Source organism: Campylobacter sp. CFSAN093259, assembly GCF_012889985.1.
Classification (GTDB): Bacteria; Campylobacterota; Campylobacteria; order Campylobacterales; family Campylobacteraceae; genus Campylobacter_D; species Campylobacter_D jejuni.
The window spans coordinates 487,048-504,452 of the sequence record NZ_CP040617.1 but is presented as its reverse complement, the minus strand read 5'-3'; the positions used below and the strand labels follow the sequence as shown (position 1 = coordinate 504,452).

The 17,405-nt window shown below is 31.0% G+C and carries 16 protein-coding genes and 1 pseudogene; 5 read left to right on the top strand and 12 right to left on the bottom strand.

Going from position 1 to position 17,405, the window contains the following annotated elements; translation table 11 throughout:
* Nucleotides 1–7: 7 nt before the first annotated feature.
* The 11 genes from FBF20_RS02660 to FBF20_RS02610 form a co-directional block, all read right to left on the bottom strand.
* Nucleotides 8–544 (bottom strand): hypothetical protein, encoded by a 537-nt coding sequence (locus FBF20_RS02660; protein ID WP_002855217.1) that lies wholly within the window; start codon nucleotides 542–544, stop codon nucleotides 8–10.
* A 2-nt stretch (nucleotides 545–546) separates the two neighbouring features.
* Complete coding sequence (locus FBF20_RS02655; RefSeq protein ID WP_002854834.1) at nucleotides 547–810, bottom strand: DUF2018 family protein; 264 nt, start codon at nucleotides 808–810, stop codon at nucleotides 547–549.
* A 137-nt stretch (nucleotides 811–947) separates the two neighbouring features.
* Entirely contained in the window at nucleotides 948–1,505 is a 558-nt protein-coding gene (locus tag FBF20_RS02650) for a 2-oxoacid:acceptor oxidoreductase family protein (RefSeq protein ID WP_002812564.1), read from the bottom strand.
* Complete coding sequence (locus tag FBF20_RS02645; RefSeq protein ID WP_002818915.1) at nucleotides 1,502–2,347, bottom strand: 2-oxoglutarate ferredoxin oxidoreductase subunit beta; 846 nt, start codon at nucleotides 2,345–2,347, stop codon at nucleotides 1,502–1,504. The genes FBF20_RS02650 and FBF20_RS02645 overlap by 4 nt, the downstream gene beginning before the upstream one ends.
* Nucleotides 2,348–3,472 carry a 2-oxoglutarate synthase subunit alpha gene (locus FBF20_RS02640; RefSeq protein ID WP_002890287.1) on the bottom strand — a complete coding sequence of 375 codons (1,125 nt, stop codon included), beginning with the start codon at nucleotides 3,470–3,472 and terminating at the stop codon, nucleotides 2,348–2,350. It abuts the gene before it with no gap.
* Nucleotides 3,473–3,480: 8 nt separating this feature from the next.
* The gene (locus FBF20_RS02635; protein WP_002884521.1) at nucleotides 3,481–3,792 is read right to left on the bottom strand and encodes a 4Fe-4S binding protein; all 312 of its coding nucleotides are present in this window, start codon (nucleotides 3,790–3,792) and stop codon (nucleotides 3,481–3,483) included.
* Nucleotides 3,793–3,806: 14 nt separating this feature from the next.
* On the bottom strand, nucleotides 3,807–4,676 hold the full coding sequence (gene sucD / locus FBF20_RS02630; protein WP_002855278.1) for a succinate--CoA ligase subunit alpha: 870 nt from the start codon (nucleotides 4,674–4,676) through the stop codon (nucleotides 3,807–3,809).
* Nucleotides 4,677–4,685: 9 nt separating this feature from the next.
* The gene (sucC, locus tag FBF20_RS02625) at nucleotides 4,686–5,849 is read right to left on the bottom strand and encodes an ADP-forming succinate--CoA ligase subunit beta (protein WP_002884522.1); all 1,164 of its coding nucleotides are present in this window, start codon (nucleotides 5,847–5,849) and stop codon (nucleotides 4,686–4,688) included.
* Entirely contained in the window at nucleotides 5,850–6,752 is a 903-nt protein-coding gene (locus FBF20_RS02620; RefSeq protein WP_002884523.1) for a malate dehydrogenase, read from the bottom strand. It abuts the gene before it with no gap.
* Nucleotides 6,749–8,953, bottom strand: a complete 2,205-nt coding sequence (locus tag FBF20_RS02615) for an NADP-dependent isocitrate dehydrogenase (protein WP_002884524.1) — start codon at nucleotides 8,951–8,953, stop codon at nucleotides 6,749–6,751. Before FBF20_RS02615 ends, FBF20_RS02620 begins: the two co-directional genes overlap by 4 nt.
* A 116-nt stretch (nucleotides 8,954–9,069) precedes the next feature.
* On the bottom strand, nucleotides 9,070–11,640 hold the full coding sequence (locus FBF20_RS02610) for a DUF3971 domain-containing protein (protein WP_002890283.1): 2,571 nt from the start codon (nucleotides 11,638–11,640) through the stop codon (nucleotides 9,070–9,072).
* On the opposite strand from FBF20_RS02610, the gene mltG reads away from it, so the two are divergent.
* The 5 genes from mltG (at nucleotide 11,555) to FBF20_RS02585 (ending at nucleotide 15,689) form a co-directional block, all read left to right on the top strand.
* Nucleotides 11,555–12,556: an endolytic transglycosylase MltG gene (gene mltG / locus FBF20_RS02605; protein ID WP_002859925.1), complete on the top strand. Its 1,002-nt coding sequence runs from the start codon at nucleotides 11,555–11,557 to the stop codon at nucleotides 12,554–12,556. The two genes, FBF20_RS02610 and mltG, sit on opposite strands and share 86 nt — an antisense overlap.
* 79 nt (nucleotides 12,557–12,635) lie before the next feature.
* Nucleotides 12,636–13,067, top strand: a complete 432-nt coding sequence (gene flgB, locus FBF20_RS02600) for a flagellar basal body rod protein FlgB (protein WP_002859066.1) — start codon at nucleotides 12,636–12,638, stop codon at nucleotides 13,065–13,067.
* Between the two features lie 9 nt (nucleotides 13,068–13,076).
* Nucleotides 13,077–13,571 (top strand): flagellar basal body rod protein FlgC, encoded by a 495-nt coding sequence (flgC, locus tag FBF20_RS02595; protein ID WP_002867675.1) that lies wholly within the window; start codon nucleotides 13,077–13,079, stop codon nucleotides 13,569–13,571.
* A 6-nt stretch (nucleotides 13,572–13,577) separates the two neighbouring features.
* Complete coding sequence (fliE, locus tag FBF20_RS02590) at nucleotides 13,578–13,874, top strand: flagellar hook-basal body complex protein FliE (RefSeq protein ID WP_002856884.1); 297 nt, start codon at nucleotides 13,578–13,580, stop codon at nucleotides 13,872–13,874.
* Between the two features lie 6 nt (nucleotides 13,875–13,880).
* Nucleotides 13,881–15,689: a penicillin-binding protein 2 gene (locus FBF20_RS02585; protein ID WP_002858598.1), complete on the top strand. Its 1,809-nt coding sequence runs from the start codon at nucleotides 13,881–13,883 to the stop codon at nucleotides 15,687–15,689.
* On the opposite strand, the pseudogene FBF20_RS02580 reads toward FBF20_RS02585, so the two are convergent.
* Nucleotides 15,686–17,405: pseudogene (locus tag FBF20_RS02580) on the bottom strand (Na/Pi cotransporter family protein). The gene FBF20_RS02585 and the pseudogene FBF20_RS02580 overlap by 4 nt on opposite strands.

The following is a 17,405-nucleotide window of genomic DNA, read 5'->3' as shown; positions in this document are numbered from 1 at the left end:
TTCCTTGTTAATTGCTATTATTATTTTCTTTGCTTGTTAATGGTTTTACCTGAGGTTCGTTAAAATTAATCATAGGAACAACCTGATTATTTTGCGGTGGATTTTGTAAAGCTTTTTTTCTCGGATCTAAAAATTCTACCATTAAGCGAGATTCCTTATCTTCTATATAAACCGTAAAAGTTGCCAAACCTTTATTATAACCACTAAATTCTAAAATAAGTCTTGCTCTATCAATGTGTGGATTGGTATAATCAGGTATTAAAGTTTGAGTTACCCAATCTAAATTTCTTCTTAAACTCATCACAAATTGACGCGGATATTTGCGAAATTTCGAATGTACGATGATATTAGTATTATCAAACAAAGTCCAATAAAAATCAAAATTTTGCACCTTATCTTCATAGCCTATTTCTTTAATCTGCACACTAGCTCTCTCATCTTTTTTAAGTATAAATTTATAAGTATAATCAAAAGTTGGTTCAGATGCTAAAACATTACTAAAAATAAAAAAAATACAAATTAAATAGGGGCTTATTTTAAACAATTTTAGCCTTCGTGTCCTAAAATTTTTGCGCCCAATTCTATATAAATATCATTTTGCCTTTCTTCTATGAAATCACCATTTTCTAATATGAAATTTTTTACATCCATTTCTGTTAGACCTTGTTTTTCCAAAAGTTCCACCATAGCAATATGATCAGCAAAAAATTCCTCAAAAACTTTTTCTAAGGCTCCTAAATTTCCATTTTGTATAATTTCTATAAATTTTTCTTTTGGAGTTTTATTAAACATTTCATCAAAAAAATCCATTAATTTTCCTTGAAAATATAAGTTTTTGATTATAAAATTTTAATCGTTAAAAGTAGCTAAATAAAATAATTAAAATTTAAATTTTATTTGCAATGTGTAAAATTTTAGAAGTTAAATTCCGCATGATGCGGAATTTATTATGAATATGGTTTTGCTTGAGTGGCGTATTTTACACCCAGATCAAAAGCTTTAGCATTTGCATCACGAGTTTTTGCAGGAACCATATGAAGCATAGTTTCTTTTAAAACATCTAAATCTATACATTTGCTCATATAAGCAGCAATTGCAAGTGCAACAACTGATTGAGTAGCCACATTTCCTACCTCATCTTTAGCTATGGTAATAATAGGGATTTCAAAAATTTGCCATTTTTTATAATCTTCACTTTCAGGATGTACTAAATTTGGCTCTACAACTATAATACCTCCTTCTTTTACACCCCCACGAAAACCTTTATAACCCTTATCTGCAGTCGAAAGCATAAAATCTACTTCCCCTTCTACAGCATAAGGAAATAAAATTTCTTTATCATCAATGATAATATCCACCTTAGTAGGACCGCCACGCACTTGTGAAGTATAAGTAGAAGCCTTAAAAGCTTGACGACCTTCTTTAATGGCTGCTTCTGCTAAAATTTCTCCTGCGGTGATAACACCTTGACCACCCTCACCACCAAATCTTAATTGATATTTCATTTTAAGGCTCCTAAATCAACCATTCTTTTTTCTTTGGCTGCACGACGCACTTCTTCATAAGCATGACAATATTCTGGCTGCGTGCTATCTTCATATAAAACACCTGTTGGGAATTTATCTTTTCTTTCTTCAAAATCCATACTTTCAAATTTAGACTTATCCACAACACGATTTTTAATCCAATCAAGCATAGCCACTGCTTCACCCATTTTATTTTTTCTACCTAGGTTAATATGACAATTTGAGAAAACATCAACAAAGCTATAACCTTTGTGTGCTAAAGCTTTATAAATTAAATTTTCTAATTTATTTGCCTCAATAACATTTCCTCTTGCCACGAAAGAAGCTCCAGCGGCTTTAGTTAATTCGCAAGCATCAAAATTTGGATCGATATTTCCAAATTGAGCTGTTACTGTATAAAAACCTTTTGGAGTAGTTGGACTTGTTTGAGAATTTGTAAGTCCATAGATGAAATTATTGATTACAATATGTGTTAAATCAATATTTCTGCGACAACCATGTATGGTATGATTTCCACCAATTGCCAAAGTATCACCATCGCCACTTACTACAATAACATGTTTGCTAGGATTGGCTAGTTTTATGCCTGTTGCATAAGCAATAGCTCTACCATGAGTAGTATGAACTGTATTGCAATTTACATAAGAACTCATTCTGCCACTACAACCTATACCCGAAACAAGACAAACATCATCCATATTCCAACCAAGTTTTTCTATCGCGCGGATAATACATTTTAAAACAACACCATCGCCACATCCCCAACACCATTGAGTAGGCATTTTATCTACTCTTAGATATTCATCATAATTAAAAGCCATTTATATATTCTCCTTTACCTTAGCAATAATTTCACTTGGAGTGATAGGACGACCATTTGCACGGTGCAAACTAATAAAATCGCGACGCGAAGTTACTCTTTCAATCTCTTCAAGATACTGTCCCATATTAAGCTCGCTTACCATTACCTTTTTAAATTTGCTTACAACCTCAGCAATTTTTTTCTCAGCCACTGGATAAAGAGTAATTGGACGGAAAAGTCCCACTTTAATCCCTTGCTCTCTTAATCTTTGTATAGCTTCTTTTGCTGAACGACTTACACTTCCATAAGCAATGATTAAAAATTCAGCATCATCAAGCATATATTCTTCATAAGTACAAATATCATCTTGGTTGTTTTTAATTTTACCTATAAGTCTTTCCATATTTTTTTTCACTGTGGCTCCATCTTCTGTTGGAAAACCTATATCTCCATGATGAAGTCCGGTTACATGATAGCGATAACCTGTAAAGAAAGGATTTAAAGTTGCAGGCTCATTTTCTCCTGCTGCATAAGGTTTATAATCCTTTTTGTCTCCTTCAAATTTTTTGCGGTTATAAATTTTAATATCTTTTAAATCAGGTAAAACCGCTTTACCATTCATGTGCCCTACAGTTTCATCCATAAGTAAAAATACTGGAGTCATATATTTTTCAGCTAAATTAAACGCTCTAATGGTTTCTGTATAAGCTTCTTCAAGACTTGCAGGAGCAATAGCAATACTTGCAAAATCCCCATGAGTTGGTGCTTTTGCTTGAAATAAATCCCCTTGAGCCACCCTTGTTGGAAGACCTGTTGAAGGACCACCACGCATAACATTTACAATAACAAGTGGAATTTCAGCAATAAATGCAAGTCCTATTTGCTCTGCTTTTAAAGAAATTCCAGGACCACTACTTGCGGTCATTGATTTTACGCCACTCATAGCAGCACCAATAGTCACACTTACACCCGAAATTTCATCTTCCATTTGTATAAAAGTTCCATCATTTGCAGGAAGCATATGGCTTAATTCATGTGCAATTTCAGAACTTGGTGTAATAGGATAACCTCCAAAAAATTTACATCCACAATCAATCGCAGCTTTGGCGATTAAAACATTACCTGTTGCTATAACTTCTCTCATTATTTTTCCTATGCTAATTTTTTGTATTTGTTATTTTTTACGGCTACAGCTCTATCTTTAGCCTCAGCAGTAAGTTTGGCAAATTTAAATTCCTCTCTTTTTGCCACCATAATAGCAAAATCAGGGCAATGTGTCTCACACTCGGTACAGCCTATACAGGATTCAGGGTGTACCACCTCTATCATTTGTCCTAAAACCGCATGCACATCATCGCGCATAGCTAAAACCCCAGCGGGGCAATAGCTAACACAAATATTACATGCTTTACATCTATGCTCATCTACCCAAACAGGGGTATCTTTTGGAGCTGTCATACTCATGTTTTTTTCCTTTATTAACCTAATATTTTTTGAATTTCTTCACCAATCAAAGCCGGAGAATCCACCACATGAATTCCATAGCTTTTTAAAGCTTCTTTTTTAGCTGCAGCACTTTCATCAGCACTTCCTACTATGGCACCTGCATGCCCCATTCTTTTGCCTTTAGGAGCAGTTGCACCTGCAATGAATGCTACCACAGGTTTGCTAATATTTTCTTTAATAAATTTAGCCGCTTCCACTTCCAAACTACCACCAATTTCACCTATCATTACAATAGCTTTAGTTTCATCATCTTTTTGGAATTCACTTAAAAGTTCTTTATAAGCAAGACCTATGATAGGATCACCACCAATTCCTACTGCAGTAGAAATTCCATAACCACCTTGAACTACCTGATTAGCAGCTTCATAAGTTAAAGTTCCACTTTTTGAAATAAGCCCCACGCAACCTTTTTTAAAAATAAAACCTGGCATAATACCTAACTTACATTCTTCAGAAGTGATAATACCTGGACAATTTGGTCCAATGATTTTCATACCCTTTTTATTGGCATATTGCTTAGCAAACATCATATCCTTTACAGGCGTATGCTCGGTGATTACAACTGCAAGCTTAATACCCGCATCAGCTGCTTCAATCACGCTATCACCCACAGCAAAAGCAGGGACAAAGATCAAGCTCACATCAGCCTTTGTTGCTTTAACCGCATCTGCAACGGTATCAAAAACTGGTTTACCTAAATGAGTTTGTCCGCCTTTATGAGGGGTGACACCTCCAACTATATTTGTACCATAAGCCATGCATTGCTCAGCGTGAAAAGTTGCTTCTTTACCTGTAAAACCTTGAACTATTACTTTTGTATTTTTATTAACCAATATACTCATTTTCCATCCTTATCCTACTAAACTTTTTACAAGCTCTGCACCGTTTTTAAGATTGGTTGATGCTTTGATATTTTTAAGATTTGAATTATCTAAAATTGTCTTTGCTTCTGCTGCGTTAGTGCCATCAAGACGCACTACAATTGGAATATTTACCTCAACATTCTTAGTAGCTTCTAAAATTCCATTTGCTATCCTATCACAACGAACAATACCACCAAAGATATTGATAAATATAACTTTTACATTTTTATCTCTTAAAATAATTTCAAAAGCCTTTGCAACAGTTTCTGGAGAAGCTCCCCCACCTACATCTAAGAAATTTGCAGGTTTTGCACCACTATAATTAATAATATCCATAGTTGCCATTGCTAGACCCGCACCATTTACCATACAAGCTACATCTCCATCTAATTTCACATAGCTTAAGCCAAATTCAGCCGCTTCTCTTTCAGCAGGATTTTCTTCAGTAATATCTCTAAGTTCAGCAATTTCAGGATGACGATAAAGCGCACTATCATCAAAACTGCATTTTGCATCAAGGGCATAAAAATCCCCTTCTGCAGTTTTAATTAAAGGATTGATTTCAAGCATATTCATATCTTTATCCATGTAAAGCTTATAAAGTTTAGCTAACATAGAAATGAGTTTTTTGCCTTCATCTTTATCAAGTCCTAAAACTCTCGCTACTTCAAGTCCATGAAACATTTTAAATCCAATTTGTGGATCAATACCTACTTTTGCAATTTTTTCAGGACTTTCTTTGGCTACTTTTTCTATATCCATCCCTCCTTCACTTGAAGCGATAATGGTAATTTGCTCTGCCATTCTATTAAACAAAATAGCCAAATAATACTCTTTTACTATATTAGCACCACTTTCTATATAAAGTTTTTGCACAAGTTTGCCTTCAGGTCCTGTTTGATGAGTTACTAAATTCATTCCTAAAATTTTACTTGCATAATCTTTTACCTCATCTAAATTCTTAGCGATTTTAACACCACCACCAAGACCACGGCCTCCTGCATGAATTTGAGCTTTAACTGCCCAAACACTACCGCCTAATTCTTTAGCATTAGCCACAGCTTCATCTACGCTAAATGCAACTTTTCCCTTTAAGGTAGGGATGCCATTGTCTACAAAAATTGCTTTTGCTTGATACTCATGTATGTTCATTTATTCTCCTTTATATTGATATTTGATTAAAGATTTTTCTAATTTGTCTTTTTCTTGCAAACTAAGATCCATTCTCATGATTTCAATCACACCTTCAAGTCCTAATCTTGCCATAACTCCCAAGGCTTTGTTTTGCACTCCAAATTCTCCATGTAAAATCACACTCATAGGTAAAAACTCGCCACTTCTTATAGACTCAAGCATTCTTATACAAGCACTAGCAGGGGCCAAATAAGCTGAAGTTTTAAGATGTTTGATTACTTTAGCTCCACCTGTTTTAACTTCATTTTCTAAATCCTCAAATTCTTCTTCATTTAAAAATTCGCTTATATTTTTATTTTTAACACTTGCGTAAGATTTTACCAAAACCATATCATCATTATGAAAACCAATAAGTCTTGTATCCACTCTTGACATTTTGACATTAAGTTTTTTGGCAAGTTCATACTTAAATCTTGCATTGTCTAAAACACCCGCCATGGCTATAATTTTCTTTGATGAAAAAATCCCGCTTTCATAAAGAGTATTAAGTAGAAAATCCACAGGATTAGTTAAAATAATAAAAAGCGGATCTTCTGTAAAATCTTTAATTTTTTTAGCACAATCAAGCATAATGCTTGTATTTAACTGAAGCAATTCTTCTCTACTTTGCCCATCTTTTCTAGCAAAACCTGCACTAAAAAGCACTATATCTGAATTTTTGGTATGAGTATAATCTTTAGTGCAAAGTAAATCTATATTTAAATTTAAAGCAGCTATGCTTTGAGTAAGCTCTAGTTCTTTTGCGTAAAGCAAATCCTCGTTAATATCTACTAAAACAATTTCATTTGCTATTTCTCTTAAAATCAAAGCATAAGCTACGCTTGAACCTACATTGCCAGCCCCTATAACAGTGATTTTCATCTTTGTCCTATTTTTTCTAAAATAGCGTTAAAAGTTGCACTTGGACGCATGATTTTATTTGCTTTTTCATCATCAAATTTATAATACCCACCCAAATCCACTTTCACACCTTGTGCATCGTTAAATTCGGCTCTGATTTTTTCTTCATTAGAAGAAAGCTCTAGGGCGATATCTTTAAAAAAGCTTTGAAGCTCCATATCACTTGCCTGTCTTGCTAAATGATTTGCAAAATACATTGCTAAATAAAAATGACTTGTTCTATTATCATCTTCTTTGACTTTTCTTGATGGAGCTTTATTATTTTCAAGCCATTCTCCTATAGCTTCATCAAGACATTCTGCTAAAACCTTAGCTTTATGATTGCCACACTTATTTACATAAAATTCCAAACTTGCTTGCAAAGCCAAAAATTCACCCAAACTATCCCAACGCAGATGATTTTCTTCGACTAATTGTTCTACTTGTTTAGGTGCTGAACCCCCTGCTCCTGTTTCAAACATAGCTCCACCATTTAACATAGGCACAACAGAAAGCATTTTTGCACTTGTTCCAAGCTCTAAAATAGGAAAAAGATCGGTTAAATAATCCCTTAAAACATTACCCGTGATAGAAATAACATCTTTACCTTCTCGGATTAACTCTAAACTTCTTAAACAAGCTTCTTTTGGAGTTAAAATGGCTACATTTTTACCCTTTTCTTTTAAACGATTTTGTACCAAAGTTATCATGATTTTATTACTAGCTCTTTTGCTATCTAACCAAAAAATAGCTTCGGCTCCACTAAGTTCTGATCTTTCTATACCTAAATCAATCCAATTTAACACTGCATCAAATTTAGCCTGATTAGCTCTATAAATATCACCTTTTCTAACCTTATGTTCTAATAAAACTTTACCGTTAGAAACTATTTTAAAAGTTCCTTCTTCTTTAGCCACAAAGGTTTTATCGTGCGATCCATATTCTTGAGCTTTTTTAGCCATTAAACCTACATTAGATACACTGCCAAGTTTTGAAGGATTTAAAGTACCATTTTTATGCAAATCTTCAATAACCGCCTCATAAATAGTTGCGTAAGTTTGATCAGGAATTACGGCATTTGTGTCCTTTTCCTTACCTTCCTTATCCCACAATCTTGCGCCATTTTTAAGCATTGCAGGCATAGAAGCATCAACGATAACATCGCTTGGAACATGAAGATTTGTAATGCCTTTATCTGAATTTACCATAGAAATATCTGCAGATTTAGCTAAAATTTCATTGTATTTTTTTAAAATTTCATCTTTTTTGCTTGAATTTTCGATCTTACTTAAAAGCTCACTTAAACCATTATTTGGATTAATGCCTAATTTTTCAAATTCATCTTGAAATTCGATAAATAATTCTTTAAAAAATACTTTTACCGCATAACCAAAAAGTATAGGATCACTTACTTTCATCATTGTAGCTTTTAAATGCAAAGAAAAAAGCACATCATCATCTTTGCTTGCTTTAATTTCTTTTGCATAAAATTCCTGAAGTTTTTGCACATCCATAAAAGTAGCGTCTAAAATTTCATTTTTTTCAAGTTTTAAGCCCTCTTTTAAAATTTCTTTTTTACCATCAACGCTTGTAAATTCTATATTAGCCACACAATCTTGATCGATTAAAACCGCTTTTTCATTAGAGAAAAAATCCCCTTCTTTCATGTAAGAAACACGAGTTTTTGAGTTTGGATTAAACTCAACCACACGATAAGGATTGTTTTTTGCATAATCTTTTACCGCTTTTGTTGAACGACGATCTGAATTTCCTTGTCTTAATACAGGATTAACCGCTGAACCTAAAACTTTTTGATATTTTGTTTTAATTTGCAATTCTTCATCATTTTTTGGCTCATCTGGGTAATTTGGTAACATGTAACCCTTATCTTGCAATTCTTTAATCGCCGCCTTAAGCTGAGGAATAGAAGCTGAAATATTTGGGGTTTTAATAAGATTTGCATCCGATCTTTTGACAAGCTCACCTAAAAGTTCTAAAGCATCTTCACATCTTTGTTCCTCTTTTAAATACTCACTAAAAGTAGCTAAAATCCTTCCAGACAAAGAAATATCCGAGGTTTTTACTCCTATATGTGCCCTACTTAAAAAAGCTTTCACTATAGGCAAAAACGAATAAGTCGCAAGAGCTGGAGACTCATCTGTTAAGGTATAAGTAATTTGCATTTTTAGTCCTTTAAAATACTTATTTTTATTTTTATTTTTAAGTATATTACAAATAAAAAAAAATGCAAGAGTAAGTTTAAAGTTTGTTTTAGTTTTCAAACAAACTTTAAATATTTTTAATTAAGTAAATTAGCAGGAAGTTGTATGATATTTTTAATAAGATTAAAAGGGGTTTTTAGGGTATCTGTTAAAATTTCGGTATGAAATTTAGGGTCATCTATACTTCCATCTATTTTTAAGTTTGTGCTAATTTCTTGATTTTTACCTAAAATTACATAATTTAAAATTGGAACCTTGGATATAGCTTCTGAAGCTGATTTTAAAGTTTTAAGCTCTAAACTAAAATCCACTGTATTTAATCTTAAATTTGCTGATCCTAAACCATATATATCTACACTATCGCCATTTAAATTAATAGCTGAAACACTTAAAAGATCTTTTTTTCTATTAAAAATAATCTTTCCATCATGTAAGCTTAAACCTTTTTGATTAAAAGTTGGAGATTTAAACATCAATAAACTTGGTACAGTATCGATAAAGGAAATAAGCTGATTTATACCTCTTAAATCCTTCACATAAGTATTTTTAAAATCGATCTGTCCATCAAAATACTCCAATCCACTTCCTTTTATACTTAAGTTAAACACTCCATCTTGAACAGCTTGTTTTTGTAAAAACTCATTTAAATAATTATCATCAATATTGCTAACGTTTAAATTTAAATCATTAGAAGAATAATAAAGATCAAATTTTGCATTTCCTCTAGAACCTTTAAGATCTAAAGCATTGCCTTTTAAATCAGCTTCTACTCTATCAAAAGCCAAAGTTTTATTAGAATCTGCCAAAATTAAAGCTACATTTGCTCCACCAAAACTAATATTTTGGGTATTAGTAGCAATATCAAATGTTGAATTTGAAGAGTTGGAATGTTTTCTATAAATATAACTTAAATTTTTTAAATGAATTTCTTTATTATCAGAACTTATTTTAGCACTTGCTGTATCACTTTGAGTATGAATTTCCATAATGCCCTTATTTTTTACAATATCAAAGCTATCATTTTCATAAGGAGTTTGACCGTTGATAAGTAAATTATTTTTAAAATAAGCATCATTAACACTTGCATTAAAATCTTCAAAATTTAAAGTTTTATAATAAACATTTTTAGCATCGATAAACCCAAGCTTTTTAAGTAATGGAGAAAATGAAAATAAAATCTTAGGATTATTAAGATTAGCCTCAAGTCCATCTTTAAAATTTAAAATCAAATTCCACTGAGGAATGCTAATGTTAACATTTTGCGAATAATCTAATTTTACTTCTACATTTTGATTTTTTAAATCTAAAAGCTCTCCATTGTCAAAATAAAGCCTTGAAATCTGAGTATTGAAATTTCCTTGCTGTTTTTGTAAGTCAAATTTAGCATTAAAATCAGCTTCTAAAAAGCCATTTTTAACACTGGCATTTTCTATATTTAAATCATTTTGATTTAATTTTACAAATGCTTTTGTAATATTAAAATCAGCCAAAGAAATACTAGCATTCTCTAAAGCTAAAATACCACTATAAGAAATTTCACCCTTATCATGAAAATCAATTTTAAGTTCCAAATCACTTTTAATTTTTCCGCTTTTTTGATAAAAAGGTAGTGAAAAATGATAATCCTCTAAAGCTTTAGCAAGTTTTTCGTCAAATTTTAGATTATCAGACTTAATGCGCAAATAAATCCCAACTTTTTTTTCATCAAACAAATCATATAGATAAACCTTACTAGAACTTAAATCAGCACCATTATAGAAAGCTTTATTAAAGACAAAATCGAGCTTTTGTTTGTTTAAATTTAAATCGAGTTTTGGAATTTCAATAGCATTCATTTTATCATCCAAGCGAACTTTGACATTATTAACATAACCTGATGCACTAATATTGTCTAAATAATAATTATCTTTAGTAAAATCTATAAAGCCCTGCAAATAATCTAAATGATAAAATTCTCCCTTAGCCCTATATGCTACCCAAAGATTTAAACTCTGCGGAAGTTCTATTCTTTTATTAACTCTTTTAAAAATTTCCGTAATATTTCTAATGTTTAAATCTTCTATTTTATAAGCTAAATTTTTATCTTTGTAAGAGATGCTTGCGTTAAAGTCAAGCAATTCTCCACTTGCTCTACCTTGAAAATAATAAAACTCGCTCTTAGTATTGATGCTTAAATTTCCATCAATACTTAAATCATAATCTTTTAATAAAAGTTTTTTAATATCAGCTATAAGTTCTTTATTTTGACGCTGTAATGTTAATTTTAAAAACAATAAATCATTATCTATAAAAAATTCATTATCTTTAAATAAAATACGCACATGATTATCTTTTATATTTAAATTTTGTATATCAATCTCTTTAATAAAAGTATATAGATATTTTAAATTTTTTGTTATTTTTAAAATCTCTGTTGAAGCATTGTCAGAAGAGTGGGTTTGTGATGAAATTTCGGAATTTTGAGTCTCATTTATAGTGATATTTTTTGCTCGTACAATTAATTTTTTATCTAATTTAATATATAATTGTTCCAATTTTAAAAAATCAAATTGGATACTAGAGATGACAATTCCATTTTTAAGCACTATAAACAAAGCTAATATAAGCACAACAAAAAATACAACAATATATAAAATTTTCTTTTTCATACGCAACTTCTTTTTGATATTTATTTTGGGGATTTTTTATTATCTAACTCAGCCTTTAAAAAGCAATTCTGTGGTATTTATTCCCCAAGGTTCAATTTCTCAAATTATAACATATTTAAAGCAAAATAAATATCAGATGAGTAATATTGATAAATATATTTTATTTTTTTTAGGACACCCTCAATCAGGCTGGATCAACATAGGTACAAAAGATTTAAATAGAGCTGAATTTCTACATAAACTCACTATTGCTAAAGCAGCACTTCAAACCATTACTCTTATCCCAGGAGAAACAAGCGTAATCTTTCTAGAACAAGCAGCCAAACAACTTGGACTTGATAAAGATATACTTTTAAAAGAATTTCAAGCTCAAGCTCCTTATGATGAAGGAGTTTTTTTACCAGAAACTTATAAAATCCCGAAAGGCATTACAGAAAATCTACTCATTCAAATGCTTTTAAACCATGCTGAAATTTCCAATAAAAAAACTTCTGAGAAAATTTTTGGTGATTATAATCCAAAAAAATGGCACCAATATATCATCATCGCTTCTGTAATACAAAAAGAAGCTGCTAATGACAATGAAATGCCTATAGTTGCAAGCGTAATTTACAATCGACTTAAAAAAGGTATGAAGCTTCAAATGGATGGAACTTTAAATTATGGAATTTACTCCCATGTAAAAGTTACCCCACAAAGAATAAGACAAGATAATAGCTTTTATAATACCTATAAATTTACAGGATTGCCTAAAGAAGCGGTTTGTAATGTTTCTTTAGCTGCTATTCGTGCAGCTATTTTTCCTTTAAAGACAGATTATTTATATTTTGTGCGTGATAAAAATACTGGAGTTCATATTTTTAGCACAAATATAGATGATCACAATAAAGCCATAAATTTACAAAAAGGAAAATAATTTTGATATTTTTATACAAAATAGTTAAATTGGAACAGTATTTGCTTGTTAATATTAAAAATTATAAAAAGGATAAAAAATGATTAACCCATTTAAATCAAAAGAACTAGTCACTGGTGCTTTAGCGGGTAGAAATCTAAGAAATCAACTCATCAATGCCAATCTTGCAAATGTTGATACTCCTTTTTATAAAGCAAGAGATATTGAATTTGAAACAGCTTTGGTAAATCGTGCAAATGAAATTTTCAAAAAAAATGACAAAAAAGAATTAGAATTGGCAGTAACCGAAGAAGGGCATCAAAAACCTTGGAAATTTCCTGATCCTAGTAAATCTACTATTTACTTAAGAGATGGTCATTTGGCAAGAAATGATGCAAATACTGTTGATCTAGATGTAGAAACTACAGAAATGAGTAAAAATACAGTTATGATAACAGCTCTTGATGGAGTTTTAAGAAGACAAAGCAATATCTTTAGTTCTATACTTGATGCAAGCTCTAAATTAAGTTAAAGGTAAATTATGGCATACTTAAGTGATTTTGATATTAGTGGTTATGGTTTAAGTGCTCAACGTTTTAGAATGAATGTTATTAGCTCTAATATAGCTAATGCAAACACTACAAGAACAGCTGAAGGTGGGCCTTATAGAAGACGCGAAGTGATCTTTAAAGCAACAGATTTTGATAAGCTTTTAAATGAGCGAATTAACAAAGATAATAATTTTTTAAAATATGAAAATCCTTTAAATGATCCAAGTTCGCCAGAAGAAGCTAAACCTGCTATTCAAAGTGTTGTAGTGGATAAAGTGGTCAGAGATGACAAAGATTTTCGTATGAAGTATGATCCAAGTCATCCTGATGCAAATGCTGAAGGTTATGTAGCGTATCCAAATGTAAACCCTGTTATTGAAATGGCAGATTTGATTGAAGCTACAAGAGCTTATCAAGCCAATGTAAGTGCTTTTACAAGTGCAAAAACTATAGCTCAAAGTGCGATTGATTTATTAAGAGGATAATAAAAAATGAACAATATTAATGATTTAAGGTTAAATAATAATATTTCAAATACCAACAAAAGTCAAAATTCCACAGGAATTGGTGATGAATTTGCCAAGATGCTTAAAAATGAAATCGATGATTTAAATAAAGCACAAGAAAGTGGAGAAGCTGCAATGACAGACATTGCCACAGGACAAGTAAAAGATTTACATCAAGCAGCTATAGCTATCACTAAAGCTGAAAGCAGCATGAAATTTATGCTAGAAGTAAGAAATAAAGCGATCAGTGCTTATAAAGAAATCACAAGAACTCAAATTTAAACCCTAATGCAAGAATATAAAAAAAATAGGGTTTCAAAAGTTGCCTTTGCCTACTGCATGGCACTTTTGTTTATGATTATTTTTATCAGCTCTACTTTTTTTCTTACATCAAAACGTCATATACCTAACACTGAAAAAGATCAATACGCTCTTGCTCTAAGAGGATCGATTATAACCAAAGATAATTTTACTATCACAAGTTCTAAACAAATTTATCGTGCTGAAATTGATCTTAGAAGCATTAACAAAGATAAATTTGATCTATTTTTAAAGCTTTTTCAAATTTATAGTGGGATAAGTAACGATCAAGTAGCAGATATTAAAAAAAGAATGCAAAATCAAAAAAAACGCTCTTATAATTTTGTTCTTTTACAAAACTTAGACTCCAAGCAAGCAAGCTACCTTAAAGATCTTGCTAAAAAACTTTATATACAAGGTTTTTTCAAAGCTTTTACAAATAACTCAGGAAGAGTTGAAACAAGAGGATTAAATATCATCGAACATGAAGAAGATAGAATTTACATGTCAAAAGATTCTTTTACTCCTATTATCGGTTATACTAAAATGATATTAGATCCAGAAAGTGGAATTTTAAAAAATATAGGAGTTAAAGGTTTAGAAAAATACTACGATGCATGTCTAAGCCCTGTTCAAAATGAAAAAATTCAAGGACTTAAAGATATAGGTGGAAATATTATTTTAAATCTAAATTCACTACAACAAAAAAAGATCAATGGTTGTGATTTATATTTAAATCTTTCTTTAAAACTGCAAAAAAGTATAGAGAAAGCTATAGATCAAAGAAATGAGGATTTAAAAGCCAATGAAATCATCGTTGGGGTAATGGAAAGTAAAACAGGAAGAATTTTAGCTCTAGCAAGCTCAAGGCGTTATGACCCACAAAATCGCGGAAAGGATCTATCAGTTCTTAATGCAAGCGCTATAGAATACGGCTATGAAGCAGGTTCTGTTATCAAACCTTTTATCTTTACAACAGCCTTAAGACTTGGTAAAATAAAAATGGATGAAGTGATTAATACTTATGGCGGTTCTTACAAGCTAGGACGTTTCACCATCAAAGACGATCACAAAATGGACAAAATGACTATGGAGGAAGTTATAAGATATTCTTCAAATATAGGCATGATACAAATTGCTAAAAGGCTTAACAATATAGAAATCGTATCAGGACTTAAAATATTTAAATTTGGCGAAAAAAGTGGTATTGATCTACCCTATGAACAAAAAGGAGAAATTCCAAATCCTAAGCGCTTAAGAGATATAGAAAAATCTGTTTTAAGTTATGGTTATGGACTTAAAACAACCTTTATACAACTCCTTGCAGCTTATAATGTTTTCAACAATGATGGGTTTTATATCACACCACGTTTAGCTGAAAAATTCTATCAAAATGGACGCTTTACAAATCTTGATGATGATGTAAAAAAAGAAAAAATTCTTTCTAGCGAAGCCGCTAAAACGATGCAAAATGTTCTTATAAATGTTATAGAAAAAGGAACAGGAAAAAAGGCAATTACACAAGGTATTATTGCAGGAGGTAAAACAGGAACGGCAAGAATAGCCGAAAGACAAGGTTACACCTCAAATCGCTACAATGCATCCTTTTTTGGTTTTGCAAATGATTTAAATCACGCCTATACCATAGGAGTTCTCGTAAGACATCCTACTAAACCTTATAGTTATTATGCTGCACAAAGTGCTTTGCCTATGTTTAAAGATGTTGTTGATATTTTAATCAATGAAGAATTTCTAACGCCTATACAAGACAATAACCAAACTAGCACAAACAACTAGTTTGATATATCTTTAGAAAATATCACCTCAACAGCACCTATAAGTTCTTCAGCAATCTTAGCAGCAAAAGTTGTATCATTAAGTATTGAAATTCCTTCAGCTGTTGTGATTTTTCTTACTGAAATAAGATGTTCAACATTGCTCAAGGTTAAAGTATCGATTTCTTTTAAAATTTCTTTTCCTTTTTGAAGATTTTTAATAATCAAATAAAGCTTTTCACGATCTTCAACAACTCTAAGCTCTTCGATACTTCTTAAAAGCTCTCCTAAATTCGATCTAATTTTATTGTACTCTAAAGCCAAAAATTCATTAGAAGAACTAGAATATTTCTTAATATTCGCTTGGATAATTTTTAAATTTTTAGTTGTTTCGGCTAAATTTTTAGCTGCCATCTTAAAGGTAAAAATTTTATGATTCTTTGTTTCATCGTTAATATAAACTTGTGCTTTAGTTGAAAAATCGATAATAGCTTCAAAAAGAACCTTTATCCTAGTTTGATACAAATAGTCTAAATCCACATTTTTACTAAACCACTTTTTATTTTCTAAAATTTCTTTAAAACTTTTATCACTTTGTATATCTTTACGACTAAAACCTATAGCATGAGCAACAATTACATAGGTATTGTTATAAAGATGCTCGCTTTCTTTCCTTAAAGCTTCGATGGCTGTGTCACTAAACTTAACCAAACTACCATCAAGATATAAAGGCTTGTCTTTATTCTTATCTTTAGGAGCTTTTACTATCTTATTTAAAAAAAAGAACAATTTGAGGAGTAAAGAATGAAAAAAGCGCAACGCCAATTAAATTAAACAAAGTGTGAAATAATGCTACTTTCAAAGCTATATCTTCTATGTTTAATACAATGGATAAAAAATTAAGAAAATGTATAAAATAAGGAAAAATAAGCACTATTAAAAAAGCTATACCAAAATTAAAAATACAATTTGCAAACGCTAATTTCTTTCCTTCAATATTGGTGCTTAAAGAAGCTAAAACAGCCGTTACAACTCCTCCAACACTAGTGCCTAAAGTTGCTGCTAAGGAATTTTCCAAACTGATTTGTCCTGCAAGTAAAGCAGCAACAATCATAGCCATTGTAGCTGTGCTTGATTGTATAACTCCTGTAAGCAAAGCACCTAATCCTAAAAAAACAAAAACTCCTTTAAACCCAGCAAAATCAAAACGAGAAAGATCAATTATATATTTAAAATTTTCAAAACCACTTTTAATATAATCCACACCCAAAAAGAAAAAACCTATACCAATAAAAATATTACCTAAACCTTTTAAAACACTATCTTTTTGAAAGAAAAATAATACTCCAATAATCAAAAGTGGGATAGCTAGCATTGAAATTTTAATATTTGTCAAACCAACAATCAGCCAAGAACTTGCCGTATTTCCTAAATTTGCTCCAAAAATAATCCCTATGCCCGCACCCAAAGAAATAAGCCCTGCACTCAAAAAAGAAATCGTAACAATAGAAACTAAAATTGAAAATTGCATAATTAAAGTACTTAAAGTACCAAAAAGTATACTTTTTATCTTTGTATCAGTTGACTTTACTAAAATTTTTTCAAGCAAATCACCACTAAAAACTTTAAAACCTATACCTAAATTAGTCATTCCAATAAGAAGTATTGCCACTCCTGCTAAAAGATTAGCAAGCTCGTCATAACGAATTAAAATAAAAATCAGAACTAAAGTAAAAAT

Bases quoted from the DNA above. Each gene is read 5' to 3' on its own strand.
- FBF20_RS02655 (WP_002854834.1), bottom strand. From the start codon at position 810: ATGGATTTTTTTGATGAAATGTTTAATAAAACTCCAAAAGAAAAATTT.
- FBF20_RS02650 (WP_002812564.1), bottom strand. From the start codon at position 1,505: ATGAAATATCAATTAAGATTTGGTGGTGAGGGTGGTCAAGGTGTTATC.
- FBF20_RS02645 (WP_002818915.1), bottom strand. From the start codon at position 2,347: ATGGCTTTTAATTATGATGAATATCTAAGAGTAGATAAAATGCCTACT.
- FBF20_RS02640 (WP_002890287.1), bottom strand. From the start codon at position 3,472: ATGAGAGAAGTTATAGCAACAGGTAATGTTTTAATCGCCAAAGCTGCG.
- FBF20_RS02635 (WP_002884521.1), bottom strand. From the start codon at position 3,792: ATGAGTATGACAGCTCCAAAAGATACCCCTGTTTGGGTAGATGAGCAT.
- sucD (WP_002855278.1), bottom strand. From the start codon at position 4,676: ATGAGTATATTGGTTAATAAAAATACAAAAGTAATAGTTCAAGGTTTT.
- sucC (WP_002884522.1), bottom strand. From the start codon at position 5,849: ATGAACATACATGAGTATCAAGCAAAAGCAATTTTTGTAGACAATGGC.
- FBF20_RS02620 (WP_002884523.1), bottom strand. From the start codon at position 6,752: ATGAAAATCACTGTTATAGGGGCTGGCAATGTAGGTTCAAGCGTAGCT.
- FBF20_RS02615 (WP_002884524.1), bottom strand. From the start codon at position 8,953: ATGCAAATTACTTATACCTTAACAGATGAGTCTCCAGCTCTTGCGACT.
- mltG (WP_002859925.1), top strand. From the start codon at position 11,555: ATGACAATTCCATTTTTAAGCACTATAAACAAAGCTAATATAAGCACA.
- FBF20_RS02610 (WP_002890283.1), bottom strand. From the start codon at position 11,640: ATGAAAAAGAAAATTTTATATATTGTTGTATTTTTTGTTGTGCTTATA.
- flgB (WP_002859066.1), top strand. From the start codon at position 12,636: ATGATTAACCCATTTAAATCAAAAGAACTAGTCACTGGTGCTTTAGCG.
- flgC (WP_002867675.1), top strand. From the start codon at position 13,077: ATGGCATACTTAAGTGATTTTGATATTAGTGGTTATGGTTTAAGTGCT.
- fliE (WP_002856884.1), top strand. From the start codon at position 13,578: ATGAACAATATTAATGATTTAAGGTTAAATAATAATATTTCAAATACC.
- FBF20_RS02585 (WP_002858598.1), top strand. From the start codon at position 13,881: ATGCAAGAATATAAAAAAAATAGGGTTTCAAAAGTTGCCTTTGCCTAC.